Origin of the sequence: Massilia antarctica, from assembly GCF_015689335.1 — a bacterium.
GTDB lineage: Bacteria > Pseudomonadota > Gammaproteobacteria > Burkholderiales > Burkholderiaceae_D > Telluria_A > Telluria_A antarctica.
This window is the reverse complement of record NZ_CP065053.1, coordinates 4,793,805-4,819,703: the sequence shown is the minus strand read 5'-3', so window position 1 is coordinate 4,819,703 and position 25,899 is coordinate 4,793,805. Positions and strand designations below refer to the sequence as shown.

General features: G+C 64.8%; 24 protein-coding genes. 11 read left to right on the top strand and 13 right to left on the bottom strand.

The features are described 5' to 3' along the window. Nucleotides 1–33: 33 nt before the first annotated feature. From IV454_RS21415 to IV454_RS21400, 4 genes are all read right to left on the bottom strand, one after another. Entirely contained in the window at nt 34–1,923 is a 1,890-nt protein-coding gene (locus IV454_RS21415) for a sensor histidine kinase, YfiR-like protein-associated (protein ID WP_054267694.1), read from the bottom strand. Continuing rightward, nucleotides 1,923–2,516 carry a TOL_0243 family YfiR-like periplasmic protein gene (locus IV454_RS21410; RefSeq protein WP_206087736.1) on the bottom strand — a complete coding sequence of 198 codons (594 nt, stop codon included), beginning with the start codon at nt 2,514–2,516 and terminating at the stop codon, nt 1,923–1,925. The genes IV454_RS21415 and IV454_RS21410 overlap by 1 nt, the downstream gene beginning before the upstream one ends. Nucleotides 2,517–2,530: 14 nt before the next feature. Next, nucleotides 2,531–4,435 (bottom strand): TOL_0244 family TonB-dependent receptor, encoded by a 1,905-nt coding sequence (locus IV454_RS21405; protein WP_206087735.1) that lies wholly within the window; start codon nt 4,433–4,435, stop codon nt 2,531–2,533. Between the two features lie 124 nt (nt 4,436–4,559). After that, a complete protein-coding gene (locus IV454_RS21400) occupies nt 4,560–4,787 on the bottom strand; it encodes a hypothetical protein (protein WP_206087734.1) in 228 nt (75 codons plus the stop codon). A 413-nt stretch (nt 4,788–5,200) separates the two neighbouring features. Between IV454_RS21400 and IV454_RS21395 the strand changes: the two genes are divergently transcribed. From IV454_RS21395 to IV454_RS21380, 5 genes are all read left to right on the top strand, one after another. Beyond that, the gene (locus IV454_RS21395; protein ID WP_206087733.1) at nt 5,201–6,037 is read left to right on the top strand and encodes a right-handed parallel beta-helix repeat-containing protein; all 837 of its coding nucleotides are present in this window, start codon (nt 5,201–5,203) and stop codon (nt 6,035–6,037) included. 766 nt (nt 6,038–6,803) lie between these two features. Next, the gene (locus IV454_RS21390; protein ID WP_206087732.1) at nt 6,804–7,631 is read left to right on the top strand and encodes a response regulator; all 828 of its coding nucleotides are present in this window, start codon (nt 6,804–6,806) and stop codon (nt 7,629–7,631) included. A 109-nt stretch (nt 7,632–7,740) separates the two neighbouring features. Next, entirely contained in the window at nt 7,741–7,875 is a 135-nt protein-coding gene (locus IV454_RS33360) for a hypothetical protein (protein WP_282961358.1), read from the top strand. Then, on the top strand, nt 7,872–10,856 hold the full coding sequence (locus IV454_RS21385; protein WP_229521761.1) for a hybrid sensor histidine kinase/response regulator: 2,985 nt from the start codon (nt 7,872–7,874) through the stop codon (nt 10,854–10,856). Before IV454_RS33360 ends, IV454_RS21385 begins: the two co-directional genes overlap by 4 nt. 135 nt (nt 10,857–10,991) lie before the next feature. Next, nucleotides 10,992–11,972 carry a GGDEF domain-containing response regulator gene (locus tag IV454_RS21380; protein ID WP_206087731.1) on the top strand — a complete coding sequence of 327 codons (981 nt, stop codon included), beginning with the start codon at nt 10,992–10,994 and terminating at the stop codon, nt 11,970–11,972. Nucleotides 11,973–12,298: 326 nt separating this feature from the next. Here IV454_RS21380 and IV454_RS21375 read toward each other — a convergent pair whose 3' ends face one another. Continuing rightward, entirely contained in the window at nt 12,299–13,474 is a 1,176-nt protein-coding gene (locus tag IV454_RS21375; protein ID WP_206087730.1) for an IS4 family transposase, read from the bottom strand. A 246-nt stretch (nt 13,475–13,720) separates the two neighbouring features. Further along, on the bottom strand, nt 13,721–14,131 hold the full coding sequence (locus tag IV454_RS21370) for a hypothetical protein (RefSeq protein WP_206087729.1): 411 nt from the start codon (nt 14,129–14,131) through the stop codon (nt 13,721–13,723). 323 nt (nt 14,132–14,454) lie between these two features. On the opposite strand from IV454_RS21370, the gene IV454_RS21365 reads away from it, so the two are divergent. After that, a complete protein-coding gene (locus IV454_RS21365) occupies nt 14,455–16,074 on the top strand; it encodes a response regulator (RefSeq protein ID WP_206087728.1) in 1,620 nt (539 codons plus the stop codon). A gap of 17 nt (nt 16,075–16,091) precedes the next feature. On the opposite strand, the gene IV454_RS21360 is transcribed toward IV454_RS21365, so the two are convergent. Beyond that, complete coding sequence (locus IV454_RS21360) at nt 16,092–16,550, bottom strand: hemerythrin domain-containing protein (protein ID WP_206087727.1); 459 nt, start codon at nt 16,548–16,550, stop codon at nt 16,092–16,094. Between the two features lie 165 nt (nt 16,551–16,715). Here IV454_RS21360 and IV454_RS21355 point away from each other — a divergent pair, with 165 nt between their 5' ends. Then, on the top strand, nt 16,716–17,450 hold the full coding sequence (locus IV454_RS21355; protein WP_206087726.1) for a sensor histidine kinase: 735 nt from the start codon (nt 16,716–16,718) through the stop codon (nt 17,448–17,450). Between the two features lie 55 nt (nt 17,451–17,505). On the opposite strand, the gene IV454_RS21350 is transcribed toward IV454_RS21355, so the two are convergent. The 3 genes from IV454_RS21350 to IV454_RS21340 all read right to left on the bottom strand — a co-directional run bounded on the left by IV454_RS21350 (nt 17,506) and on the right by IV454_RS21340 (nt 19,950). Next, on the bottom strand, nt 17,506–18,090 hold the full coding sequence (locus IV454_RS21350) for a PEP-CTERM sorting domain-containing protein (RefSeq protein WP_206087725.1): 585 nt from the start codon (nt 18,088–18,090) through the stop codon (nt 17,506–17,508). 320 nt (nt 18,091–18,410) lie between these two features. After that, the gene (locus IV454_RS21345; protein ID WP_206087724.1) at nt 18,411–18,599 is read right to left on the bottom strand and encodes a hypothetical protein; all 189 of its coding nucleotides are present in this window, start codon (nt 18,597–18,599) and stop codon (nt 18,411–18,413) included. A gap of 52 nt (nt 18,600–18,651) precedes the next feature. After that, nucleotides 18,652–19,950, bottom strand: a complete 1,299-nt coding sequence (locus tag IV454_RS21340; RefSeq protein ID WP_206087723.1) for an NAD(P)/FAD-dependent oxidoreductase — start codon at nt 19,948–19,950, stop codon at nt 18,652–18,654. 73 nt (nt 19,951–20,023) lie between these two features. On the opposite strand from IV454_RS21340, the gene IV454_RS32955 reads away from it, so the two are divergent. Then, the gene (locus IV454_RS32955) at nt 20,024–20,749 is read left to right on the top strand and encodes a hypothetical protein (protein ID WP_229521759.1); all 726 of its coding nucleotides are present in this window, start codon (nt 20,024–20,026) and stop codon (nt 20,747–20,749) included. 176 nt (nt 20,750–20,925) lie between these two features. On the opposite strand, the gene IV454_RS21330 is transcribed toward IV454_RS32955, so the two are convergent. The 3 genes from IV454_RS21330 to IV454_RS21320 form a co-directional block, all read right to left on the bottom strand. Further along, on the bottom strand, nt 20,926–21,444 hold the full coding sequence (locus tag IV454_RS21330; RefSeq protein ID WP_206087721.1) for a hypothetical protein: 519 nt from the start codon (nt 21,442–21,444) through the stop codon (nt 20,926–20,928). Nucleotides 21,445–21,578: 134 nt separating this feature from the next. Continuing rightward, entirely contained in the window at nt 21,579–22,349 is a 771-nt protein-coding gene (locus IV454_RS21325; protein WP_206087720.1) for a LytR/AlgR family response regulator transcription factor, read from the bottom strand. Continuing rightward, nucleotides 22,342–23,604, bottom strand: a complete 1,263-nt coding sequence (locus IV454_RS21320; protein WP_206087719.1) for a sensor histidine kinase — start codon at nt 23,602–23,604, stop codon at nt 22,342–22,344. The genes IV454_RS21325 and IV454_RS21320 overlap by 8 nt, the downstream gene beginning before the upstream one ends. Nucleotides 23,605–23,973: 369 nt before the next feature. On the opposite strand from IV454_RS21320, the gene IV454_RS21315 reads away from it, so the two are divergent. The 3 genes from IV454_RS21315 to IV454_RS21305 are packed head-to-tail and all read left to right on the top strand — an operon-like array spanning nt 23,974 to nt 25,884. Then, nucleotides 23,974–24,525 (top strand): DUF4402 domain-containing protein, encoded by a 552-nt coding sequence (locus tag IV454_RS21315; protein WP_054267672.1) that lies wholly within the window; start codon nt 23,974–23,976, stop codon nt 24,523–24,525. Then, nucleotides 24,512–25,006 (top strand): DUF4402 domain-containing protein, encoded by a 495-nt coding sequence (locus IV454_RS21310; RefSeq protein WP_206087718.1) that lies wholly within the window; start codon nt 24,512–24,514, stop codon nt 25,004–25,006. The genes IV454_RS21315 and IV454_RS21310 overlap by 14 nt, the downstream gene beginning before the upstream one ends. Nucleotides 25,007–25,032: 26 nt before the next feature. Further along, nucleotides 25,033–25,884 (top strand): fimbrial biogenesis chaperone, encoded by an 852-nt coding sequence (locus tag IV454_RS21305; RefSeq protein ID WP_206087717.1) that lies wholly within the window; start codon nt 25,033–25,035, stop codon nt 25,882–25,884. Nucleotides 25,885–25,899 lie beyond the last annotated feature (15 nt).

Genomic DNA, 25,899 nt, shown 5'->3' with positions numbered 1-25,899 from the left:
CCGTTTTTTTTCGTCCCTACCCCAGGCGCCCCGCTACCCGCGCACTTTCTTGATCACGCTGCGGTTGCTCAGGATTTCCTCGATCTGCTCGAAGCGCACCGGCTTGACCATGTGATGATCGAACCCGGCCTCGAAGGCCAGCTGGCGGTCCTTTTCCTGGCCCCAGCCGGTCACCGCGATCAGCAAGGTCATTTGCCCGCACGAGAGGCGCCGGATGCCGCGCGCCAGGTCGTAGCCCGACATTTGCGGCAGGCCGATATCGAGAAACGCGTAGTCGGGGCAAAAGCGCGCCGCCGCCGTCAGTGCGTCCGGCCCGTTGTGGGTGATCACCACGCTGTGCCCCATGGCCGAAAGCAAGGCGCCGATGCTGTTGACGAAGTCGACGTTGTCGTCGGCCAGCAGGATGCGGTAGGTTTCCGATGTCATGAAGGCGGCCGGGCTGGTCTTGGTCGGCATTTCCGGTTCGACCACGATCGGCAGGCGCACCACGAATTCGCTGCCGCGGTTGATGCCGGCGCTGTGCGCTTCGATGCTGCCGCCGTGCAGTTCGACCAGGCGGCGCGCCAGGGACAGCCCCACTCCCAGCCCGGCGTTGGTGCGCTCCAGGGTCGAGTCGACCTGGACGAACATTTCGAACACGTGATTGAGCATGTCGGGCGCGATGCCGATGCCATTGTCGGCCACCTGGATCACCAGGTCGCGCTCTTCCACCCGCGCCGTCAGGCTCACCCGGCCGCCGCGGTTGGTGTACTTGGCGGCATTGTTGAGCAGGTTCGACAGGATCTGCGCCAGCCGCGTCGCGTCGCCATGCAGGAACACCGGCCGGTCGGGCAAATCGATGGCCAGTTCGTGGCCGTGCAGTTCGATGTAGGAACGCACCACTTCGAGCGCGTCGTTGACCACCGCCTTGAGCTCGACCCGGCCCATCTTGATGGCGAACTTGCCGGTATTGATGCGCGACACATCCAGCAAATCGTCCACCAGCCTCACCATCTGGCGCAGCTGGCGTTCCATGATGTCGGTGGCGCGCTGGGTGGCCTGGGCGTCGCCGCTGCGGATGCGCAGTATATCGAGTCCGGTGCGGATCGGCGCCAGCGGATTGCGCAGTTCGTGCGCCAGGGTTGCCAGGAACTCATCCTTGCGGCGGTCGGCCACCAGTAGCGCTTCCTCGGCCCGGTGGCGCACCTGCATTTCGTGCTCCAGGGTCAGGTTGGCTTCCTGCAGGGCGTGCGAGCGGCGTCCGATCTCGGCCAGCATATCGTTAAAGGCCGCCACCAGCACCCCGATTTCGCCCGGGCTATTTCCCGGCACCCTCAGGCTGAAGTCGCGCCGCTGCATCACTTCGCGCGCCACCTTGGTCACCGCCAGCAGCGGCCGGGTGATGCTCTGCTGCAGGCGCGAGGCCACCAGGGCCGCGATCACCAGCGAGATCAGCAGCACGATGCCGAGGATCGCCGCGTAATTGAGCAAGCGCTCGACCAGGGCGAAACGCGCGCGCAGGTACACCGTGCCCAGCACTTCGCCATTGTCGACAATATTGTGGTACACCACCAGCTCGCCATGGTCGATGGTGTAGCCCGGGCGGCCCGGCTTGACCGGATACGATGGCTCCAGCGAGCCCTGGGTGTAGGAGGCAAAACGCACGCCGCTGCTGGTGTACACCGCGCCCGACAGGATCTGCGGGCGCACCCTGAGCACGGCCAGGTTTTGCTGCGCGCTCCTGGCATCGTTGAAGGACAGCGCCGGCGCGCTGACACTGGCGATGATGTCGGCCTGGGTCATCAGGTCGTCGACCCAGTATTGCTGGAACGTGCGCAGGTCGTACAGCAGCATGGCGATCGAGGCAGCCAGCAAGGCCACGAAGGTGGTCGAGACGGCCATGAGGATGAGTTTGCTACGGACGGAGCCGGTATCGTGTTGCATCACGGTGCTCCCTTGTGAACGTGATAAGCCACTGTCAGCAGGCGCGAACTGAGCTTGACGCTGTTCCGGTCGGCCGCTTCGAGCGAGACGTCGAAGCGCACGCGCTCGTCGACGATCGTAAAATTAATAACACTGCCTTGCTGCAGCCCCTGTTGCGATTCGGTCACTACCAGGGCGGGCCCGGCGCCCAGCGCGCGCAGCGCATGGCGCAGGCGCACCGGATCGTCGCCGCCGACGAACAGCAGATGCACCCCGGCCGGCGCCTCCTGCTCGCGCAAGGTGCGCACCACTACCTGCCGCCCCTGCACCATGCGCCCGGCCACGATGCGGGCCAGCTCGGCCGCCAGCTCGTCGGCGCCCGCCACGCCGATCACCAGCGGCGCGGCGGCGTCGGCGAAGGCCGCGGCCGGAAATTCGGCGTAGCCCAGGAACTTATACAGGAAAGCGGCCTTGATGCTGCGTTCGAGCGACGCGCCGCCGCCCGCCGGCAGCGACGCCTGCGCCCCGGACAGCCCCGGCAGGGCCGCCAGGACGCCGACCGCCATGGCGCGCAACAGGAGGCGGCGCGGCGGGAGGGGGGCGCGGCCGGGCATGGCGGGGGCCGCCTTCAAAACCGCGAACTCAGCTGGAGCGACACGGTCCGCTCGATCAGGCGCCGGGTGGCGGCCGGTCCGAACTCGGCATGCGCGCGATGCAGCAGGTTCTGGCCGCTGAGCGCGACCTCCACGTTCGGATTCGGCTGCCAAGCCATCCTCAGGTCGAGCTCGTAGTAAGCCGGCACCAGCGGTTGCGGCAGCTGGCCGACCCGGCGCAGCGCCAGCTCGGCCTGCAATTGGTCGGACAGCTCGTGCGAGGAGCGCAGCGACCAGTAGCTGGACGGATCGTTGGTGCCGATGCCGATCGCGTCCGAGAGGTCGCGGCTGCCGGGCGCACGGCTGGTGTCGATATCCTGCAGCACCAGGCCGGCCACCAGGCGCCAGCGCGGCGCGGCCTGCCAGCGGCTCCAGAATTCCAGCCCGCGCGTGTTCGCATCGCCCAGGTTCGCAAACTGGGCACCCGGCGTAGGGGCGCCCGGCGCAGGGGCGCGCGGCTCCAGGGTGCGCAAGCGGCCGTAATCGCTGGCGAACACGGTGATCGAATACGAGACCTTGGGCAGCGGCTGGGCGCGATATCCCATTTCGGCCACGCGCACCGTTTCGGCGACAAAATCCGGTCCGCCCTCGATGCTGTAGCCGCCGCCAGCGCCGCGCCAGTACAGATCGCGGTCGAGCCGGGCCGGCGCGCGCACATTGCGCGAGACGGCCGCCCACAGCACGCTGCTCGGACTGGCGTTCCAGACCATGCGCGCGCTGGGCAAGGTTTCGGTGCCGGTGTAGGTGTTGTGTTCCAGTTTGACTCCGATACTCATCCGCAATGTACTGCTCAGTTGTATCTTATCTTGCGCGAACACATTCGCCCAGTTCAGATTCTTGTCTGCCGGAAAAAAAGCCAGCAGGGTACCCCCGCTGACCCGGTCCCAGGCACGGCGGTAGCCGCCGCCCCAGACTAGGCTGTGCGATTCCCCCAGGCGCGTGCCGTGCTGCATGTCGAGGTCGACGATGTCGAGGCGCTGGGCGCCGGTGCCGGGCTGGACCCGTTCGCTATGGTCGAGCGAGGCCTGGACCCGCCAGTCGCTGCCATCGGCCAGGGTGCCGCTGGCCCTTCCCAGCAGGTTGGCGCCGCTGCTGCGCGTTTCGCCGCCGCCGCGCCGGTGCGCGCTGCTGCGGTAGACATCGGCGCTCACGCTGGTGCTGCGCGTGCCGCTTTTCCAGTCGCCGCGAAAGCCGGCCTGGCGCCGCTCCAGGCCGCCACCTGGATAGTCCGCGAAGTCGTCGACCTGGCCGGCCTTGGCGTACACACGGTACAGGCCGCCGCCATCGAGCTTGCCGCCCTGGCGCACGGTGGCGCCGCGCTCGCGCCGGCCGCCGTCCAGCGCCAGCAGCACGCCCTGGCTGTTGGCGGCGTTGCGGGTGATGATGTTGATGACCCCGTTGACCGCGTTGGCGCCCCAGATGGTCGGGCCCGGCCCGCTGATGACTTCGATGCGCGCGATATCTTCCATCACCACGTCCTGGGTATCCCAGAACACGCCCGAAAACAGCGGCGAGTACACGCTGCGCCCATCGATCAGCACCAGCAGCTTGTTCTCGATGGTGCTGGCAAAGCCGCGCGCGGTGATCGCGTAGGTGCCGCCATCGCTGCGCGCCACCTGCAGGTTGGGCGCCAGGCGCAGCGCTTCGGGCAGGCTGCGCGCGCCGGCGCGGGCGATGTCGGCGCCGGCGATCACGTACAGCGATACCGGGGCGTCGGCCAGGCGGGCCGGCTGGCGCGACACCGAGCTGACCACGATGTCGGAGAGTTGTTCCAGCGAAAAATCGAGCAGGGACAGCTGATCCGCATTGGCATGCGCGCCAGCGCCATGCAGCAAGAGCGCGCATGCGATGAAATGGATCAGGAATGGCAGTCTACGCATGCTTGCTATCGTAGAACATTTTCTGTCATGAACAAAGCAGCGCACGTTAACAGCTATTTGCGATTGTTGGTTTATTGTTGGCCGCGGCGCTTTGCCTACAACAAAGCGGCGCCGGCGCGCCGTATCAGACCCCGAATTCCGCCGCCGCCTTGGCCGCCCACAAGGCTTCCAGATAGCTCGGGTAGGGAATATCGTAACTGTCGACCGCCCCATCTTCGCCGATGAAACTGGTCCACCAGCCGTCGGCCGCGCGCGACACGGCGATATCGCCCGGCTTGCAGTGCTCGCCGATGGCTTCGTCCGCTTCGAGTACGACGATGTTGACCTTCCTGTGCCTGACGATATTTGCCATGAATCACTCCTTGCGCCTGTTGAGCTATAAATAAAACGGATAACTGACATCACAAACATCAATTAGATTTATTTTCTGCAGCGCAGCATACTGCATCTGTCTCCTCTATTCTCCTCCAAGAAAATAGATTCAGCCCGCTCCCTGAGCGGGCTTTTTTTTTTGCCCGTCCGCAGTTTGAGCGAGCAAGCCTTGCCGGCATGAACACATTTTCCCTGCCTTCCTTGTCCGGTTCCGGGCAAGGCCGCGCACCCTGGCGCTTTGCACAGCTAGCTATTCGATCAGCTCCCCTTGTTTGATACCGATTGACGTGCATGACTGCCCACCAACCATGATGGTTCCGGGCGTGAGGGCAGGACGGGAGCTGCAACATGGGGGCGGATGCGCTCGAACCTCATATTCTCAAGGTGCAGCCCATGACTATCTACAATACAACATCGATTTTCGGACCTGGAGGTCTTCAACAAGCGGCCGGACCGTTCGTGACCGGCGATACCGCCTTTGCCGAGGGTTACCAGGCGCTTGGCGACGGCGGCGGCGGCGGCGGCGGCGGCGAATTTTATTTCCAGGTACTGGCCGATGTCTTCACCGGCACGGTGCACGTCGAGGGCGCGGGGATGAACGAGCCCGACCCTGCCGGGTACGGCACCCGTACGCCCGCGGACACCTTGCTGGTGTTTCCGAAAAACACGACCGGACTGCGCATCAGATCATCCGCCCCGCTCGACTTGCCAGGCGCGCCGCCCCATTCGGCCGAGCGTACCTCCATCCGCAACCTCACCATCTGGTGCAAGGAACTCGATGCCACGGGCGACGGCGTGTATGCCACGGTGATTTACTCGCTGGAAAACGTGACGGTCGAGAACTTCGCTGGCCACGGCGTCCACAATCGCGGAAGCTATCTGGTGACGGGAGATGGCAACGTCAGCGCCAGCCTGTTCTCGAACGTAACCGTGAGCCAGTGCGGCATCGATGGCTTCCACTCCGAAGGCGCGGATGCGACCGTCATGACGTTCGTGAACTGCACCGCGACAGTCAACCGGCGCTACGGCGTCTACGACGAAACCCGCATGCACGCTTATCTCGGCGTGCACTCCGAGGGCAATGGCGCGCCGGGACTGGCGCCCCCCCCTCGACGCCTCAGATCGATGCGCACTACGGCTCCGAGTATCACACCGAAGGGGAGACCAACTCGTCGACTTTCCTTGCCTGCTACAGCGAAGGCGCGGCGCCCGGTCACGAAAGCATCCTGAAGGGCCAGTGCAACGTGATCGGGGGAACGCTCGGCGCTTCCATGATCCATCCGGACAGTACCTGCTTCGTGCTGGAAAAGGGCGTCGCCTCGCGTGCTCCCTTCGTCTACGACAATACGCGCGCGCCGGTCCACATCATGTCAACCATGGGAACATCGGATGCATCCACGACCGCATTCGCATGGCCGACCCCGGACGCTTCGGACAACGACTATTCCGCAACGACCGTGACGATCGACGCTGTCGCTGACGCCGCGGACGGTCGCCGACGGCGAGAACCGGCGCTTCCGCTACAGCGCCGCGGTCGGCGATTGGGAGGCCCGCTAGTGCGGACCAGGCCGCTGGAACGGCATGCGGATGCCCGGGCATGGCGGGCAAGCGCGCGATTCTCGCCGGCGGCCAAGTTGACGATCTTCTACTGCCTGCACACCCCCCCGTTCCTGGCGCATATCACTTGCGTTTGAGCATTTTCTTATAGATCGATACGCCCGGGCAGACATCCCGGCACCACGCTGCGGGCAAGCGCGCGCCATTGCCAGACAAAATCTTTAAAAACAACAGCCCGGCTCTTCATGCATGGCCGGCCAAGCATCCAGCGACGCATGGGCGGTAGCTCCCTCCACGCGCCCGCGTCATGACAAAAAGGGCGTGCGCGCGTCGCGCAACTCGCCGCGAGCGGCCGGCTCTTGCCCGTTTGGTGTACGATTCACTCATATTTTCGTTTCTACAACTTCATATCATCCCATTTTCATGAAACAGGTTTCTCATGCACGACACTGGTAACGCCGCCGCGGTCGCCAGCACCGACTGGAGCAGCACCGACCTGGGCGACCCGCGCGCCTGGCCGCCCGCCCTGCGCCTGTGCGTCGACATCGTCCTCAATACCCCGCTGCCGATGCTGCTGCTGTGGGGTCCGCGCCGCATCGTGGTGTTCAACAATGCCTACGCCGACCTGGCCGGTCCGCGCCATCCGCGCGCCCCGGGCGGCCGGGTGCCCTCGGTCTGGCCGGCCCCGCTGGCGGCCAGCGCCGCCGCGCTCGAGCGCGCGCTCGGCGGCGACAATGTCCAGCTCGCGCGCCAGCACCTGAGCTTCCTGCGCGACAGCGGCCTGGAAAGCGCCGATTTCGACCTGTTCTTCACCCCGGTGCGCGACGGCGACGCGGTCGGCGGCGTGCTGTGCGCACTGACCGCCAGCGCGCCCCTGGCCGCGCCGGCGCTACCCTCCGGCGGCCTGCGCATTCTGGTAGTGGAAGACAATCTCGATTCGCAGTACCTTGTGGTCGAAATGCTGCGCGCCTTCGGCCACGAGGCCGAAGGCGTGGGCGACGCCGAAAGTGCGCTGGCGCTGATCACGCGCAACAGCTACCAGGTGCTGTTTTCCGACGTCAGCCTGCCCGGCATGTCCGGCGTCGACATGGCGCGCGAAGCGCTGCGCCTGCAAAGCGGCCTGAACGTCATCTTCGCGTCCGGCTACGGCGACGCCCTGCTGCGCCATGTGGAGTTCGCCCACCAGTCGCTGCAAAAGCCGTATGAACTCGAACATCTGCAAGCGGCGCTCGCCAGCGTGTCCCGGCGGCTCCAGAGCGGAGTATGATCGTTTCAAGCGTGTGGTTCGATGCGACGCCGGTCGGCTAAAATCGTCATCGCGCCGCAGATGTTGCGGGCCAGTCTTCGCCCATTCCTTCACGATTGCCGACATCCAGATGATGATTCCCACCGAGCCGATCGGAAGCATACCGCGCCCGCCAGAGCTGATCGCCGCGGTCGACAGTGGCACGCTCGGCGCGCGCGTGCCCGGCACCGCGCTGGCCAGCGCCATTTTGCGGGAGCGTGCGTGAACGACGAAGAAACCGAACTGGTGCGCGCAGTAGCCCTGCGCAACGCCAACAGCGTTCTGGCGGCGCGCCAGCGCGCCCAGCAGGAACTGATGGAAACCAAGGACGCCCTGCGCCAGGCCAACACGCGCATGGAAAACATGCTCGAAAGCCTGACCGACGGCTTTTGCGCGGTCGACCGCAGCTGGCGCATCACCTACATCAATGCGCGCGCGCTGCAATTGCTGTCGGCCCAGGGCAAGACGCGCGAGGCCCTGCTCGGCCGCATCATCTGGGATGAATTTCCCGAACTGCGCAACAGCGCCATGGAAGCGCAGTACCGGCGCGCCATGGATTCGCAGGAAACGGTCAGCTTCGAATTTTTCTACGCCAGCCTGGGCAGCTGGTTCGACTTGCGCGCCTACCCGTCCGACGATGGCCTGACCGTCTACTTCCAGGATATCAGCAAGCGCAAGGCCGACGAACAAGCCTTGCTCGACGGCAGCAGCCGCCTCCAGGTGGCACTGTCGGCCGGACGGCTGGGCGACTGGCGCTGGGACGCCGGTGCCGACCGGGTCACCCTGGGCGCGCGCGCCGCCGACATCTTCGGCTTGCCGCCGGAGACCCCGCTGCCCTGGGCCAGCCTGCGCGAACGCTTGCACGACGGCGACAAGGAAATGGCGCGCACCGAATTCTTGCAAGCCTTCGCCCAGCACACCGATCTGAACATCGAATGCCGGGTCGAGCGGCCCGACGGCGAGCAGTGCTGGATCGGCGTGGTCGGCCGCGCCGATTACGACCGCGACGGCGTCGTGCTCGGCATGACCGGCGTGGTACAGGATATCAGCACCCGCAAAAGCGCCGAGGACACCCTGCGCGAGAGCGAGGAAGTGCTGCGCGCGCTGGCCAATTCGATTCCCCAGCTGGCCTGGATGGCCCAGGCCGACGGCGCCATCGTCTGGTTCAACAAGCGCTGGTACGAATACACGGGCACCACCCCCGACCAGATGGTCGGCTGGGGATGGCAATCGACGCACGACCCCGACGTGCTGCCGCAAATGCTGCAGCGCTGGCACGAATCGATCCGCACCGGCAATCCGTTCGAAATGGAATTCCCGATCCGCGGCGCCGACGGCCAGTTCCGCTGGTTCCTCACGCGGGTGAACGCGGTGCGCGACCGCCTCGGCCACGTGGTGCGCTGGTTCGGCACGAATACCGACGTCGACCAGGTCAAGCGGGTGCAGCAAGCCTTGCGCGACGAATCGAACGTGCTCGAACTGCTCAACAGCACCGGCAGCGCCCTCGCCTCCCAGCGCGACCTGCGCTCGCTGCTGCAAACCGTGACCGATGCCGCCACCGGCATCAGCGGCGCCCGCTTCGGCGCCTTCTTTTACCACGGCAAGGATGGCGATGGCGACCTATTCACCCTGCACACCGTGGCCGGGGTCGCGCCGCCCGAGTTCGAGACCGATGGCGAGCTGCACGCCAGCGCCCTGTTCGGACCGAATCTGCGCGGCGAAAGCGTGCTGCGCTCGGACGATATCGGCACCGATCCGCGCTACACCCCGCTGCAGGCGCAGCAGGGCATGGGCGCCGACCAGATCGGGGTGCGCAGCTATCTCGCCGTGCCGGTCATCGCGCGCTCGGGAGAAGTGCTGGGCAGCCTGTTTTTCAGCCATCCGGAAACCGCCATCTTCAGTGAGCGCACCGAGCGCATCGTGGGCGGTATCGCGGCCCAGGCCGCCGTGGCGATCGACAACACGCGCCTGTACGAAGCGGCCCAGCACGCGGCCGAGGAACGCAAGGTATTGCTCGAAAGCGAACGCTCGGCGCGCGCCGAAGCCGAACGCACCAGCCAGATGAAGGATGAATTCCTGGCCACCCTGTCGCACGAATTGCGCACCCCGCTGTCGGCCATTCTGGGCTGGGCCCAAGTGCTGCGGCGCGGCAGCCGCGACCAGGCCGACCTGCAGCGCGGCCTGCAAACCATCGAACGCAACGCACGCGCCCAGGCCCAGCTGATCGAAGACTTGCTCGACATGAGCCGCATCACGTCCGGCAAGGTGCTGCTCGACATGCAGACCGTCGCGCCGGCCGGCTTCATCGATGCCGCCATCGAAACGGTGCGCCCGGCCGCCGACGCCAAGAATATCCGCCTCGAGAAGTTCTACGCCCCCGGCGTGGGCATGATCGCCGGCGACCCGGCCCGCCTGCAGCAGGTGATCTGGAACTTGCTGTCGAACGCCATCAAGTTCACCGCGCGCGACGGCATGGTCTGCATCGCCCTGCGCGGCGGCCCCGGCCATGTCGAGATCGCCGTCAACGATACCGGGATCGGCATCAAGCCCGAATTCATGGCCCACGTGTTCGAGCGCTTCCGCCAAGGCGACGCCTCGACCACGCGCAAGCACGGCGGCCTGGGGTTGGGCTTGTCGATCGTCAAGCACCTGATCGAGCAGCATGGCGGCACGGTGCGCGCCGACAGTCCCGGCGAAGGCCATGGCGCCACCTTCACGATCGAGCTGCCGGCGGCCAACCGCCAGAGCCCGGCCGCGCGCGCCACACCAGCCCCCTCCCTGCAGATGGCCCCGCTCACGCCCGACATCCTGCTGCGCGACCTGTCGCAGCTGGACGTGCTGGTAGTGGACGACGAACCCGACGCGCGCGATCTGATCCGGCGAATATTATCCGATTGCAACGCCAAGGTGCGCACTGCGGCCAGCGCGGCCGATGCCCTGGCCGAGTTCCGGGTGGCGCCGCCGGATGTGCTGGTGAGCGACCTGGGCATGCCGGACATGGACGGTTTCGAGCTGCTGGCGCAGGTGCGCGCGCTCGGCCGCGCCGGCGGCGGCGAGGTGCCGGCCCTGGCGCTGACCGCGTTTGCCCGTTCCGAAGACCGCCTGCGCGCCCTGGAAGCGGGATTCATGGCGCATATCGCCAAGCCGGTCGAGCCGAGCGAACTGATCGCTGCAGTAGCGTCGATGGGAGAAAGCCGGCCGCGTTGACATACAATGGGATTCCTACCGGCGCGCGCGGCGCTGTCCTACAAGAAATGTTCGATACACTGTTACACTAGCAACACATTAAAATCGCGCGCGCGCTTTTTGCCGCACGCCCCTCCGCCTTGACCGAGATAACGCATGCCAAGCCGAGAAGACATACTGAACGCAAAGATCCTCGTCGTCGACGATTCGGCCGACAATATCGAGCTGATGGAAGAGATATTGCGGGAAGAGGGCTATAACTGCGTCAGCTCGACCATGCTCCCCGAACAAGTCTGTCCGCTGCACCGCCAGCATTGCTACGACCTGATCCTGCTCGACCTGCAAATGCCGGGCATGAACGGCTTCCAGGTCATGAAGGGCTTGAAGGAAATTGAACAGGGTGGCTATCTGCCGGTGCTGGCCCTCACCGCCCAGCCGAGTTTCAAGATCGCCGCGCTGGAAGCGGGCGCGCGCGATTTCATCAGCAAGCCCTTCGACCTGCTCGAAGTGCACAAGCGCATCCATAACATGCTGGAAGTGCGCCTGCTGTACAAGGAACTGGCCCAGTACAGCCGCGCCCAGCAGGAACTGGCGCTGCACGATCCGCTGACCGGCCTGCCCAACCGGCGCCTGCTGGAAGACCGCATCGAAACCACCTTGCAGCACGCCAACCGGAACCACCACAAGGCGGCCATCATGTATCTCGACCTCGATGGCTTCAAGGCGATCAACGATACCTATGGCCACGCCTACGGCGACGAAGTGCTCAAGATTGTCGCGCAGCGGCTGGTGGCATCGTCGCGCAAGGAAGATACCGTGGCGCGCCTCGGCGGCGATGAATTCATGGTGGTGCTGGGCGAAGTGTCGGGCTTGCCGGATGCGCACGGGCCGGCGGCCAAGCTGGTCGAGGCCGTGTCCGAACCGTTTTTCATCAACGACCTGACCTTGCGGCTATCGACCAGTATCGGCATCAGCATATATCCGGACGATGCCGAGACCGTGGAAGCGCTGATCAGCATTGCCGATTACGCCCTGTACGAGGCCAAGCGCGGCGGCAAGAATCGCTTCTGCGCGACCTCGGCCACGCCGGCCAGCGCGCTGGCGCAGGATACCTTGGTGGTGGCGCCGCGGCGCTGACGTCGGTTACCTGTCTCGACTCTCTCTCCAGCAAACCAAAAATACGTCGTTCCCGGCCTTGGCGGCCCCCTTGGCGGGAACCCAAGTTTATACGCGCAGCCAGTGGCTGCAGCACGAGCTTGGGGGGAACGCATGCGTTCCCGCCTCTCCAGGAACTGACCTCTGGATTCGATGGCGTTAGGTTGGGCGTTTTTCTGACCACAAACTTCAAGACCGTCATTCCCGCGCAGGCGGGAATCCAATTCCGTAGCGCAGTCACAGGCGGCTCGACGAACTTGGATTCCCGCCTGCGCGCACTGTCGTCCGGAATAATTTTCTTGACGCGCTCACGAGAAGAGGCATCCTTGAATTTCTGCGAATTCGTGCGCCGCTTGTCGTCGTCGGCGATCATGTAAATCTTCGGTGTCCGTACGTTGAAATAGGGTTGCGCGGACGAAGCAAAGGCAATCCCACAGGGTCCGTTTCACACGGTTGGACTCGTTGAACAGTGCAACCAACAAATAACTGATGAGAGCGGTAAGTATCTGAATCCGGACCGCGTTTTCAGATCGTCCGAGGAACTGCTTGATCTTGAGGTGCTGCTTGATCCATTTGAAGAACAGCTCGATTGCCCAGCGCTTTTTGTAGTGCTGGGCAATTTCCATGGCACTACTGTCGAAGTCGTTAGTAGCCAGAACGATGGGCGTATCTTTGTTCGGCCGCGCCACGATGACACGGCGCAAAGGCTTCCCAAAGTAGAGATTGATCCGTTTTCCGCCGAGCCGTTTGTGCTTGAAAGTAACGATTTCGTCGCTGAGCACGATGTGCGCATCATCAGCAGGGATGTCCGATTTCTGCAGGACGTTGACAGCGGCGTTGTTCTTGAAACGAGTAACAAAGCGCGCGTTGGCCTCGTCAATGGATTTCCACCAATTGAAATCGCAATAGCCCTTGTCAAATACATAGAGCGCGTTCGCTTCGAGCGGTACGTCAACTGCCCGTTCAACGTCATTGACGTTGGGGTGGCTAATGTCGTGCCAGACAGGGATTGCATCATGGGCATCATACAAAACGTGCAGCTTCAAGCCTTGCGTATTGCGAGTGCTATTCTCGGGCGTCCACCTCTCAAACTCCCGTCCCTTCAACGTCAACGAGGTGGAGTCAAGCAAATACATCAGATCATTGCTTTGCTGGCGCAGCTTACGCGACACCTTCCCCATCAACCAGGCAGCGGTATCACTAAACACCGTGTCAGATCGATTCTCATTGGCGTCAGCCAAGGTGGAGCGCTTGATCGCTGACGTACCAAGATGGTAGTGATGCGCGACATGACTGTTGAAGCCAGTCTCCAGTGGTCGCAACCCCTTCGCCTCACTGATCTGCGCGTAGAGCATGGCAATGAGATGATCCCAATGCCCGAACTTCTTGCAATATTTGTCGGCATTGTGCCGTTCGACTAGTTGAGCGAAGGTTCCTCGCGGGAGCCCCTTCATTAAACGCTGAAAAGTAGTTATGCTGAACATGTTGCAGGTTTGGTTTTTAAGTTGGCAAACAGAGGTTAACCCTCGTAAACCAATACCTGCAACCCTTTTAACGTTGTCAACCCACTTTATTCCGGACAGCAGTGCGCCTGCGCGGGAATGACGGAGCTTAAGCTAGCGCTATTTGGAAGCGGCCTCTGACATTGCACAGTTCCTAGAGATTTGAGGAGTTTCCTTGAAACTGGGTGCTGCGCGGGAACGACGGTCTGGCCCTTCCTGCCCCCTGAATTACTTGGCGCCCTTGGCCGCCTGCTTGGTATTGGCCTCGATCGATTTGGCATGCTGGTGATCGGTGCTGGCGTTGACCATTTCAGGCGGCACTTCGATGCGCGTGATGCCGGCATCGACCGAGATCGGATCGCTGGCCGGGAAGGTCATTTCGACCGCATCGTCAAGCAAGGTTTCCTTGGCGGCTTGCTCCTCGGTATCGCACTCTTCCTCGGCCAGCACATTGATCGCGCTGGCCCATTTGACGAACTTGAGGTTCGCCAGGTCGCCGATGGTGGTGATGTTAAAGGCCTCGTGCAGGGCCTTGGCATCCTTGGTGCTCAAGCCGCGCATGGCCGAGAGCGGCGCGTTGCGCAGGTCGCGGAAACATTTGCCGGTAAATTCGGCGTCGACGATGGTGTTGATATTCATGGCTTACCCTTTCAATGTGCCACGCCACGATGGTGGCGATGTACCGCGCCGTTCGGCCGTGCCGTATGGCCGTGCCGTGCGGCGGCGGTTGTCCTGATGTCACTATCGCATACGCCCCCGGCCAAGTATGTGCGGTAGCGTACCTTGCAGGAATGTGAGCTGTGCGCTTGCATTTTGACATTGGAATATCCGATTGATATGATGAACACGGCCCCTCGTGACAGCCGCGTTCGCTGTTTCCAGAAGAAAATTTCCGGTTCTGCTATCCTGTCGGCAGCAATGCCACAGACCTGTTTCAACCATCACCGCAGTGCAGGAATGACGTGACCACCATAGACAAACCGAAGATTCTCGTCGTTAACGATGACCCGGCCAGCCTGCTCGCATTAACCAGTCTGCTGGACCAGTGGGCCGACGAGTCGGGCTACTCGGTCCTGTCCGCACGCTCGGGCCAGGAAGCCTTGCGCCAGGTGCTGCTGCACGACTTCGCCGTGATCCTGCTCGACGTCAACATGCCCGGCATGGATGGCTTCGAAACGGCCGAGGCCATCCACCAGCGCGCGCGCTCGGCCGACATTCCGATCATCTTCGTCACCGCCTTCCTGGCCGACGAGATCGACCGCCTGAAAGCGTACCAGCGCGGCGCCGCCGATTTCCTGTTCACGCCGGTCATCCCCCAGATCCTGCACGCCAAGGTCCAGGTATTCGTGGCGCTGGCCACCAAGAACGAAGAACTCAAGCGCCAGGCCCACAAGCTGAGCCAGCGCACCACCGAGCTGACCGCCACCAACAAGCGCCTCACCCGCGAAATGGAAGAGCGCCAGGCGGCCGAAGCCAAGAGCCACGCCAAGGATGAATTCCTGGCCATGCTGGGGCACGAGCTGCGCAACCCGCTCAGTGCCATCAGCAGCGCCGCCTCGCTGATCGGCCTGCCCGGCGCGCCCACCGACACGGTCACCCGCGCCAAGCTGATCATCCAGCGCCAGAGCCAGCACCTGTCGCGCATCGTCGACGACCTGCTCGACCTGTCGCGCGCCATGTCCGGCAAGATTTTGCTCGACAAGCAACACCTCGACGTCGCCGCGCTCGTTTCGGCCTGCCTCGATACCTTCAAGGCCACCGGCCGCACCGGCAATTACCTGGTCAATGTCGACATGCAAGCGGGCTGGGTCGACGGCGATCCGACCCGCCTCGAACAGATCGCCACCAACCTGATCGACAACGCCCTCAAGTACACCCCGCCCGGCGGCACCATCGACATCGCGGTGGCCGACACCGGCCAGGACATCGTGCTCGAAGTGCGCGACACCGGGGTCGGCATTTCTGCCGAACTGCTGCCCCATGTATTCGACGTGTTCGTGCAGGGCAGCATCACGCTCGACCGCGCGCAAGGCGGCCTGGGCATCGGCCTGGCCCTGGTGCGCCGCCTGGTCGAACTGCATGGCGGCAAGGTCTCGGCGCACAGCGAAGGCGCCAGCGCCGGCTCGACCTTCGTCATCCGCCTGCCGCGCGCCGCCCCGGCCGCCGCGCCCGCCATCGCGGCGCCGTCCACCCTGGCGCAGGACAGCAAGCCCGCCATTTTGCTGATCGAAGACAACGACGACGGCCGCGAAATGATGGCCACCATGCTCGACGCCTACGGCTACCCGGTACGCCAGGCGGCCGACGGCGTGCAGGGCGTGCAGATGGCGCGCAGCTTCCTGCCCGACGTCGCCCTGGTCGACATCGGCCTGCCCGGCATCGATGGCTACGAAGTGGCGCGCCGCCTGCGCCAGGGCGGCGACACCTGCCACATCAAACTGATCGCCCTGACCGGCTACGGCCTGGCCGACGACCAGCGCCGCGTGCTCGAAGCGGGCTTCGACAAGCACCTCGTCAAGCCGGTCGAGATCGCCGACCTGCTTGACGCCATCGGCCAGTGCGCCGCCACCGCGCACGAGTAGCTTCCCCGGCGGCGGCCCTACATGGTCGCCGCTACCTCATCCTTGCGCAAGGCCATTTCCTCGGCCATGGCCGCCAGGTCCAGCTTGTTTTTCTTCGCCTTCGGAAAGATCTCCTTCTCTTCTTCCCCGACGTGGTGGGCGATCTGTTCGGACAGCACCTTTACCTTGGCGTCGTACAACGCGTCATCCGGATCCATTTCCTGCAACTGCGCTATCAAGTCTTTCGCGCTGGCGTGCTCGACGATCGCCTCGTCGACCAGCTCCGCAGTGTCGACGCCGGCCTCGCGCACGGCCGGATAAAAGATCTCTTCCTCGATCGTCGCATGCAGGGTCAGCGCGGTGCAGATCTGGTCGGCGAGCTTTTTCTTGCGGTTTTTATCGTCCTGGCCCAGCGCCTCGTAGCGCTCGAACAAGTCCCTCACCTCGCGATGCTCCGCGGTCAACATCGCAATCGCGTCCTTCTTTATCGTGTTCATGAAAACTCCCTCATCTGATGAAAAAAATGGCAAATCTTCGAAGCGCCAGATTGTCTAAAGATGCGGGCGCCGACTGTGCGCCACTTCACCATCGGGGCCCGCGCGACGCGGCGACAAGCGCGCACAAGCTGTTGTATGATTTGGGAAACATTGATTGAGCCCAGCATGACCTTACCGCCCTCCTCCCCGCCAGACGCCGACCCGGACCGCCAGCTTGCCGAACGCAATGCCGACCTGACCGAACTGCTCGGCCATCTGACCACCTGCTGGGATGAGGAACGGCGCCAGCTGGCGCGCAAGCTGCACGACAGCCTCGGCTCGTCGATGACGGCCTTGACCATGCACCTGGCCCTGCTGACCCAGCAACTGCCCAAGGAAAAGGCGCTGCAGGACCGCAGCGCCCAGATAAAACAGCTCCTGATGACCATCATCAACACTAACCGCGACATGCAGTTATCGCTGTGGAACGACAAGCTGGAGTTTCTCGGCATCAAATCGGCCATCGCTGAGCTGGTCAGCGATTTCGGCAAGGAGCACCGCTTGGTGGCGCGCTGCAGCCTGCCTGACGACGATGAAAGCTATCCGCGCGAACATGGCGTGGCCTTGCTGCGCGCGCTGGAAGAAGGTTTGCGCAATGTTGCCGCGCATGCCGGGGCGACTGAAATCGACGTGATTCTCGACGATGGCGGTGACGAGATCATGCTCACGGTGCGCGACAATGGCGTGGGACTGGGCACGCGCTCGGGCGAGTCGTCGGGCTGCCACGGCCTGCGCCTGCTGCGCGAGCGCGCCCGCTACCTGGGTGGGGCGCTGTCCTTGATGCCGGCCGGGCCGCGCGGCACGGTCATGATCCTGACCCTGCCCAAGGTGGCGCTGGCGCAGGCGACGCTGAGCGAATAAGGCCGCTGGCGGGAACATCGTCATGCCAGCCTTCCGGCCGGCATGACGTTCCGTACTACGCCTTGCGGGAGCGGCGCTGTGCCGCACCGAGCAGCGCCATGCCGGCGCCCAGCATCAGCCAGGTCTGCGGTTCCGGAACTGGGCTGATGGCAAATTTGGTCTGGGGGGTAATCTCATGGGCGATCCCGCTCTCGCCAGACCACGACCAGTCGTTTTCGTAGGAGGTATCAAAGCCACCGCGCGAACTGTAGCTGGTGGAGGTACGCGACCATCCGCTGCCGTAAGTCCCGTATTCGACGGAATCGAAGGCATAAAAATTCAGCGCGCCACCCGGCGTGTACGAAAAGTCCCTCAATTTGCACTCGCGCTCGCCCGTGCAGTTCATGAACGATTGATTGCCGATCGTGAAGGACATAATTTCCTGGATGGAAAAGACACCATTCAGATCGCGATCCTCGGCGAAGAAACGCCCCTTCAGCACGTAGCCAGGGTCGAACGAGCCATACACGGGTTGAGGTTGGACCTCCGACCAGTACGACGGTAAAAATCCGGTATACGACCAGTCGAAGCCCTGCACCGCGGCCTGGCTCGACAGCGCGCATCCCATCAGCGCCAATCCACACATCAATTTCTTGATCATTTACGTCTCTTCCTTGAGTTATCTTACAAAATTGCAATCGTATCAATGAAACATGCTTTCAACAATAACAAAAAAGTAATTCTCCCGGACGAACCGTCGGCTTGAGGTAAACGCGCGACGGTGGCAACTTGCAGCAGGCCCGCAAAGACGCGCCCGCTACCTGGGTGGGGCACTGTCCGGGCGGCGCGGCGCTCATGTGCCTGCCCGAACCCGCTCGCGCGCGCCCTGGCAGGCGGCCAAGACGGTCGACTGAAGCGTTGTCAGTCCGTCATTGGCGGAACCGACACCGGAACGCCTTCCTTTTTGCGCAGACCAGCTTGTTATGCCTTACGCGAGCGGCGACCCTTGGCCGCGCTGAGCAGCCCAATGCCGGCGCCCAGCATCAGCCAAGTCTGCGGTCCCGCAACGGCGCTGATGGCAAACTTGGTCTGGGCGGTGAAGTCATGGTCTTCCGAGCTCGCGACCGTCCAGTCGTTTTTAACAACCTTAATGAAATTGCAATAATGCATCGGTATCGCAATGGCTTTTCATGCGATATTACGGAGGACCTACCGCGGCGCTTCAGTGCAGTTTGACCTGAGGCGTGCTGCGCTTGATCAGGAAGCGCGCCAGCGCCAGCACGCCGGTGCGCACATGACCGAGCACCGCCGCGTGATGCATCAGGTGCAGGCTCACGTACATCATGCGCGCAAAGAAGCCTTCGACGAACCAGCTCAAGCCCTTCAGCGAACCCATCAGGCTGCCCACGGTGGTGGTCTGGCCGAACGAGACCAGCGACCCGTAATCCTTGTATTCGTAGGGCTTCGTTGGCGGCGCCTTGCCGGCCTGCTGGCGCAGGAAGGTGGCGAGCAGGTAATCGGCTTGCTGGTGCGCGGCCTGGGCGCGCGGCGGCACCAGCTTGCCCTCGGCATCGGCGCAGGCGGCGCAGTCGCCCATGGCGTAAATGCCCGGGACATCCTTCACGCGCAAAAAGCCGTCGACCTCGATCTGGCCGCCCTTTGCCAGCGGCAATCCGAGCGTGGCCAAAAATTCCGGCGCCCGGATCCCGGCCGCCCACACGCACAGGTCGGATGGATAGACGTTGCCGTTCTTGTCGGTCACCCGGTCCGGCGCGATGGCGGTCACGCGGCACTCGTTGACCACCTTGATGCCGCGCTCGTGCAGCAGCTTGAGGGCGGCGTCCGACACCCGTTCCGGCAGCGGTGCCAAGATGCGCGGCGCCCCTTCGAGCAGGGTGATGCGCACGTCCTGCTGCGGTTTCAAGTGCTGGAAGCCGTAGGTGGTGTAGACCGCGCTCGCTTCGCGCAGCTCGGCCGCCAGCTCCACGCCGGTGGCGCCGCCGCCGATGATGACGATATCGACCCCGGCCGCCGGCTCCGAGGCTTTGCGCGCATCGGCCCGCGTCAGCAGCTTGAGCAGTTGCAGGCGGAAGCGCTCGGCGTCTTCGGTCGCGTTCAGGGAAATCGTGTATTCCTGCGCGCCCGGGACGCCGAAATAGTTCGAGGTGCTGCCGACGGCGATCACCAGCGAGCCGAATTCGAGCGTGCGCTCGGGCAGCACTTCCTCGTCCTGGGGCGTGTGCACGGGGCCGATGGTGAGGCGCCGGGCAGGAGCGTCGAGGCCGGTCAGGGCGCCGTAAACGAAGGTAAAGCCATTGTCATGGGCCAGCATCTGATAGGACAAGCCCTCCTGGTGGATATCGAGGGTGCCGGCGGCGACTTCGTGCAGGGACGGTTTCCAGATATGCGACAAGCGGCTATCGACGAGAAACACCTTGGACCGGCCCAGCTTACGGCCCAATTTGCTGGCCAGCTCCAGGCCGCCAGCCCCGCCACCGACAATCACAATTTCACCGCGCAAGAGGATCTCCCTGAATTATTTGACAATGCCAGTCTACTGCGTTCCGGGAAATCGCGCCCACGCGGCAGAGAGCATGATCCTGATGGGGAAGCCGGGCCGCACCGTGCACCAGCTTGCGCAAGGGCTATGCGGGCAACAGGCGCTTGCCATCCTGCGCATTGATCCTCTACTGGGCGGCAAATTGGGGCAGCCCTGGAAAGGCGGCGGACATGGCACCCAGCCTGGCTTGCGATACGTCGCCATCGGGGTCCAGAGCGAGTTCAGCAAGAAGCGCGATCGCTTCATCGTAGAGCTTCATGGCCTCGCCATGCTCGCCCCGCTCGCGGGCAAGATGTGCGCGGTTGCACAGAGCGCCACCGAGATAAACCAGATTCCAGCAATCGCCAGGTTCCTGATGAGCCAGGGCCTTGCGCTGCCGGATGGCCTGATCGAAGGCCGCGATCGCCTTGTCCCGCGGGCCACAGTCCATATACAGCAGTCCCAGCTGATTCTTGCAGGCGGCAAGCTGGCCTGCCGCGAAGCGCTTGTGCTCATCACTATCGGCGATGCTGTGCAAAAGATCGATGGCCTTGCCATACGCCATTTCAACCTCGGGCACCCGCCGTATCTGGCGAAACGCCGAGCCCAGATCGACATATCCCGCGCCCTGGATTTCCTGACAGCCGGCAGCGCGCCGTGGGCATCGAGACTTGCCAGGAACTGCGCAAGCTCCTTGCTGCGTGCCTCGACCCCTTGCACATCGCCGGATGCCAGGGCCGGGTCGATGGCGTCGGAAAGCGCCTGGAGTCGGCGCATATAATGCTCCACATCCACTTTCTGGACAGGGGCGCCCGTTGTCGCCGAAGTGTGCGGCGACCGGGCGGCCCCGGAAAACGCAGCCTTCAGTCTGCGGAAAATATTCTCTATCAATCATGACTCCGTGAACCACGATATCGCCACCTACTCAAGAAGCGCCTTCTTACCAGGGCCAAGGACTTAGTCTTTATCGCGGCCGTGACCATGGCCGTTCCCATTTCCGTGGCCGTTGCCGTTGCCGTTGCCGTTGCCGTGGCCATTTCCGTTGCCATGCCCGCGTCCCTCATCGTGGTCGCGCTCATAGCGCTCATGGCGGTCGCGTCCCTCGTCCCGGTCGCGTCCGTGATCCCTGTCGTGCCCGCCGCCACGCATCTCGCGGTAGCGCGGCGCATACGTATTGGTGTACCAGTCGTCGCGCACAAAATACACCTGGCGTCCGCAGGCGTTGTAGCGCGCGCAATGCTTGCTCCATTTTTTCATATGCCCCGGCGGCACCCGCAGATACAGCGGTTCCGGCGCGACCCGCACGTAGCGTTCGATCACCACCGGCTGCGCATACACCACGGGCGGGCGGCCGAAATCGCCAAGCTCGATGCGTCCGTAAAACCCCGGTTGCCCGATCTGGATATTGACACTGGTCTGGGCCTGCCCGGATAAACTCGCGCCCAGCAGGACGGCGGCGATGATCACGCTTTTCATGGTTGCCTCACAAAGAAAGTCAACGCGCCCGGCAGGCGCGCCGTCAGCCGCCGGCGCCGCGCGCCTTGCTGCTCACGTTCATTAGTTTAGCAAAAGCAATAGCAAAGTCGGTACGCAAACGCACATAGCCTGCCTCACATCGCACGGAACAAGGCCATGAACGGCTGGCTCACGGCCAAGGTTTCCGGCCGCGTGCGCAGGCGCACCAGCCCGCGTCCGGTCTCGTCGCGCGCCACCGAGGCGATCGCCTTCAGGTTGACGATGGTCGAGCGGTGGATCTGGCGGAACATGGCCGGATCGAGCACGTCCAGCAGTTCGCGGATGGGTTTGCGCAGCAGCGCCTCGCCCTGGGCCGTCATCACCACCGTGTACTTGCTGTCGGCCTGAAAATACGCGACATCTTCGACCATGATCAAGCGCGTTTCCGTGCCCGCGCTGGCGGTCAGCCAGACCAGCGGTTCCGGCCTGGCCGGCGGCGGCAACTCGCGCCCCAGCTGGCGCAGCAGGGCCGCCAGCATGCCCGGGTCCGGCGTGGCGCTGGCCAGGCGCGCCTTGACCCGCTGCACCGTGGCGGCCAGGCGCGCCGCCGCCACCGGCTTGAGCAGGTAGTCGACCGCGCCGCGCTCGAACGCATCGATCGCGTACTGGTCGTAGGCGGTCACGAACACGACCTCGGTGCGCGGACTGACCTCGGCCAGCGCGCCAGCCACCTCCAGTCCGCTCAACCCGGGCATGCGGATATCGAGAAACGCCACCTGCGGCTGGTGCGCGGCGAGCGCTTCGAGCGCGCTGCCGCCGTCGTCGCAGGCGGCCACGATGCGCAGCTCCGGCCAGGCACCGGCCAGCTGCCCGACCAGCGCATCGCGCAGCAGCAACTCGTCTTCGGCAATGACGCAATCAACCATGGCACCGCTCCTGCGCCGCTGCCGCGCCTGCGTCCGAATACGGCAGGCTGATCGTCGCCGCCACACCGCATGGATAGTTGGACACGATGGTCAAGCCGGCCCCGCCGCCGTACGCCAGGCGCAGCCGCTCGCGTACGTTGCGCAGGCCGATTCCGGTGCCGCCCCCTTCTGCGCAAAAGCCGCGCCCATCGTCGGCCACCGTGAGCGCCAGCGCGCCCTCGTGCACGCGCGCGATGATCCACACCGTGCCGCCACCCGGCTTGGGCTCGAGCCCGTGCTTGATGGCATTTTCGACCAGGGTTTGCAGCATCATCGCGGGCACCAGCGCCCCGTGCAGCTGCGTGGCCACGTCGACCTGCAGGCGCAGGCGCGGCCCCATGCGGATGACCAGGATGTCCAGGTAAGCCCTGGCCCGTTCCAGCTCCTGGCCCAGGGTCGAGAGCGCGTCATCGGTGCGCGGCAGGCAGTTGCGCAGGTAAGAGATCAGGTTGCCCAGCATGGCATCGGCGCGGGCCGGATCGCTGCGGGTCAGCAATTGCGCGCTGGCCAGGGTGTTGTAGAGAAAATGCGGTTCGACCTGGGCATGCAGCAAGCTCAGCTTGGCGACGGTCAGTTCCTTTTCGGTCGCCGTCTGGGCCGCCGCCACCTGCTCGCCGCGGCGCCGCTCGGCCACCCGGCGCGCCACGGCGCGGCCGATGGCGTCGGCGTTTTCCAGGTTGCCGCCGGCGTCGACCAGGAACCAGTCGGTCCAGGCCCCGCGCTCCGGCTCGCAGATCAGGGTGACGCTGCCGGCGTCGCCATTCGGCGTGACGATGGCGATGATCTGGTTGCCGCCCGGGCTGGCGTGGCCCGTGAACAGCCACGCCGCGCCGCCGCTGTAGGGCGGCACGGCGCCGATCCTGGCGCGCACCTGCAGGCTGTCGCGCGCGCTGTCGACCTGGCCGGCGCCGGGCAGTTCGCGGATGGCGGCGTCGATGATGTCAAACGTCTCGCCGGCCTCGAACGGCACTTCGATCTGGCGCCGCTGGCGGCTGTCCAGGGTGGCGCGGTCGACCTCGCCGGTGAGCAGGCGCACCCGGCGCACATGCGAAAACGCGGTGACGGCGGCAAACCCCGTCACGCCCAGCACCAGCAGCAGCAGGCTGCCACCGCAGTCGCGGTCGCTCAGCAGGGTTTCGGCCGCCGTAATCGCCAGCACCGTGGCCACGGTGGCCCAGGCAAGGGCGATTCGGAAGATAAAAAAGAAACTTGTCATGGTCAGCGATTCCAGTCAGGGAGGGGTGGAAATGACTATAGCAAGCGGTTCCTGGCGAGCGGGACCGAATCCGACGAAACCGCGCCGGCGCCGACGAACCCCGTGCGGGCGGCGCTTCGTGTCTTTCCGGAACGGAAGATAGCACACCGGACAAGCTTGCCCCAAACGGCCGCGCGGACCCGCCCGCGCCACCACGGCGCGGCAATTGCGCAACATCCGCGCGCCACTTCGCGACCCGCTTTAGATGCATATCAAGCTTTGCCCCAAGGTGCGGCGGACGCGCTTTTTCCATGAAAAATCGCGGGTACTATTCCCTTGCAGAAAGAGCTTCTGCAAAGAAAAAACCACCGACGAAACTAAGGAGCTGGAATGAACACAACGATCAAACAGCAGCGCACCCCGTCCGCCCTGGCCATACTGGCCCTCATCGCCGCCGGCCTGGGGCTGGGCGCCCCGGCGTTCGCCGCGCAAGCCACCGCCACCGCCGGCGGCACCGTGGTTACCCCGATCGCGATCGTGGTCGGCACCAACCTGGCGTTCGGCACCTTCGCCGCCGCGGCCGGCGGCACCATCACCATCAGCACCAGCGGCGTGCGCGCCGTCAGCGGCGTGGTGGCGATGGGCGCCTCGCCCACCTCGGCGGCCAAGTTCAACATCACGGGCGAGCCGGGCAGCACCTACGCCATCACCCACTCGGGCACGGCGGTGCTGACCAACACCGGCGGCGGCGGCGAAACCATGGCCCTGGCCAAATTCAGCGACCTGACCGGCGCCAACGCCACCTCGGGCGACGCCGCCACCGGCACCCTCTCGGCCGGCGGCACCCAGTCGCTGTATGTGGGCGGCACCCTGACCGTGGCCGCCAACCAGGCTCCTGGCACGTACGCCGGCAATGTCATCGCCACCGTTGAATACAACTGATGCGCGCCGCCGGTGCCGCCGCCTGCTGCGGCGCGCCGGCACGCTTGGCCTGGCTGCCTGCCTGCTGGCAGCCACGCCGGCGCGCGCCCAGTTGAACGCGGTGGCCGCAGGCGAGCTCGCCTTCGGGCGTTTCGCGGCCATCTCCGCCGGCGCCGTCACGGTCGGCACCAGCGGCGCCAGGTCCGCCAGCGGCGGCGTGGTGCTGCTGGCCTCGGCCGGGGCGCCGGCCAGGTTCACCATCAGCGACAAGACACCGGCCAATGCCAAGCTGGTCTACATCATCAGCCTGCCGGGCGGCGCCAGCATCAGCGACGGCGGCGCGACCATGGCCCTGACCGCCTTCGTCAGCTCCCCGGCCGGCGCCGGCCTGCTCTCCGGCGGCACCCAGGTGCTGCTGGTCGGTGCCACCTTGCACGTCGGGCCGGGCCAACGCCCCGGCAACTACAGCGGCACCTTCCCCATCACCATCGAATATCAATAGCCGATCACCGTCCCGCGAGGCCCAACATGCACTCCACCTTCTCCTTGGCGCGCGCCGCGCGCCTGCTCCTGCTCCTGGCAGCGATCCTGGCGGCAGCCCTGCCCTTGCAGGCGCTGGCCGGCCTGATGCTCAACCCGACCCGCGTGGTGTTTACCAAAAACCAGCGCGCCGCCCAGGTTGAACTGATCAACAGCGACAGCACACCCGCCACCTACCGCATCAGCCTGGTCAACCGGCGCATGACCGAGAGCGGCGAATTCACCAGCGTCGACACGGCCGGGCCGGACGACCGCTTCGCCGACGCGATGCTCAGTTTCTCGCCGCGCCAGGTCACCCTGCTGCCCGGCTCCGCCCAAGTGGTGCGGGTCATGCTGCGCAAGCCGGCCACCCTGACCCCCGGCGAATACCGCTCGCACCTGCACTTCGAAAAACTGGCCGATACCAGCGGCGCGAGCAGCGTCGAACAGCAAAGCGCCGGCACCCAGCAGATCGGGGTGGTGCTCAACACCCTGATCGGGGCCTCGATTCCCGTCATCGTGCGGCACCAGACCGAGGGCGCCAAGGTCACCCTGGGCGCCCTCGACCTGCAGCGCGGCGCCAAGGGCGCGCTGCTGTCGTTCCAGATCGGGCGCAGCGGCGACAGCTCGGTGTACGGCGACGTCAGCGCCGCCTTCGCGCCGCAGGGCGGCACCGAACACCTGCTGGCCAAGGCCGCCGGCGTGGCCATCTACACCCCCAACCCTATGCGCAAGGCCAGCCTGAACCTGACCATGCCGCCCGGCCTGCCCCTGGCGCACGGCACCCTGCACCTGCGCTTTCACGAGCGCGCCGAAGCCGGCGGCGCCGTGCTGGCCGAAGCCGCGCTCGCCCTGCCCTGAGCGGAGAGCGGGCGC

Bases quoted from the DNA above. Each gene is read 5' to 3' on its own strand.
- IV454_RS21415 (WP_054267694.1), bottom strand. From the start codon at position 1,923: ATGCAACACGATACCGGCTCCGTCCGTAGCAAACTCATCCTCATGGCC.
- IV454_RS21350 (WP_206087725.1), bottom strand. From the start codon at position 18,090: ATGATCAAGAAATTGATGTGTGGATTGGCGCTGATGGGATGCGCGCTG.
- IV454_RS32955 (WP_229521759.1), top strand. From the start codon at position 20,024: ATGATCCTGATGGGGAAGCCGGGCCGCACCGTGCACCAGCTTGCGCAA.
- IV454_RS21405 (WP_206087735.1), bottom strand. From the start codon at position 4,435: ATGCGTAGACTGCCATTCCTGATCCATTTCATCGCATGCGCGCTCTTG.
- IV454_RS21375 (WP_206087730.1), bottom strand. From the start codon at position 13,474: ATGTTCAGCATAACTACTTTTCAGCGTTTAATGAAGGGGCTCCCGCGA.
- IV454_RS21390 (WP_206087732.1), top strand. From the start codon at position 6,804: ATGCACGACACTGGTAACGCCGCCGCGGTCGCCAGCACCGACTGGAGC.
- IV454_RS21360 (WP_206087727.1), bottom strand. From the start codon at position 16,550: ATGAACACGATAAAGAAGGACGCGATTGCGATGTTGACCGCGGAGCAT.
- IV454_RS21400 (WP_206087734.1), bottom strand. From the start codon at position 4,787: ATGGCAAATATCGTCAGGCACAGGAAGGTCAACATCGTCGTACTCGAA.
- IV454_RS21330 (WP_206087721.1), bottom strand. From the start codon at position 21,444: ATGAAAAGCGTGATCATCGCCGCCGTCCTGCTGGGCGCGAGTTTATCC.
- IV454_RS21305 (WP_206087717.1), top strand. From the start codon at position 25,033: ATGCACTCCACCTTCTCCTTGGCGCGCGCCGCGCGCCTGCTCCTGCTC.
- IV454_RS21380 (WP_206087731.1), top strand. From the start codon at position 10,992: ATGCCAAGCCGAGAAGACATACTGAACGCAAAGATCCTCGTCGTCGAC.
- IV454_RS33360 (WP_282961358.1), top strand. From the start codon at position 7,741: ATGATGATTCCCACCGAGCCGATCGGAAGCATACCGCGCCCGCCAGAG.
- IV454_RS21355 (WP_206087726.1), top strand. From the start codon at position 16,716: ATGACCTTACCGCCCTCCTCCCCGCCAGACGCCGACCCGGACCGCCAG.
- IV454_RS21395 (WP_206087733.1), top strand. From the start codon at position 5,201: ATGACTATCTACAATACAACATCGATTTTCGGACCTGGAGGTCTTCAA.
- IV454_RS21325 (WP_206087720.1), bottom strand. From the start codon at position 22,349: ATGGTTGATTGCGTCATTGCCGAAGACGAGTTGCTGCTGCGCGATGCG.
- IV454_RS21315 (WP_054267672.1), top strand. From the start codon at position 23,974: ATGAACACAACGATCAAACAGCAGCGCACCCCGTCCGCCCTGGCCATA.
- IV454_RS21370 (WP_206087729.1), bottom strand. From the start codon at position 14,131: ATGAATATCAACACCATCGTCGACGCCGAATTTACCGGCAAATGTTTC.
- IV454_RS21320 (WP_206087719.1), bottom strand. From the start codon at position 23,604: ATGACAAGTTTCTTTTTTATCTTCCGAATCGCCCTTGCCTGGGCCACC.
- IV454_RS21345 (WP_206087724.1), bottom strand. From the start codon at position 18,599: ATGCATTATTGCAATTTCATTAAGGTTGTTAAAAACGACTGGACGGTC.
- IV454_RS21410 (WP_206087736.1), bottom strand. From the start codon at position 2,516: ATGCCCGGCCGCGCCCCCCTCCCGCCGCGCCGCCTCCTGTTGCGCGCC.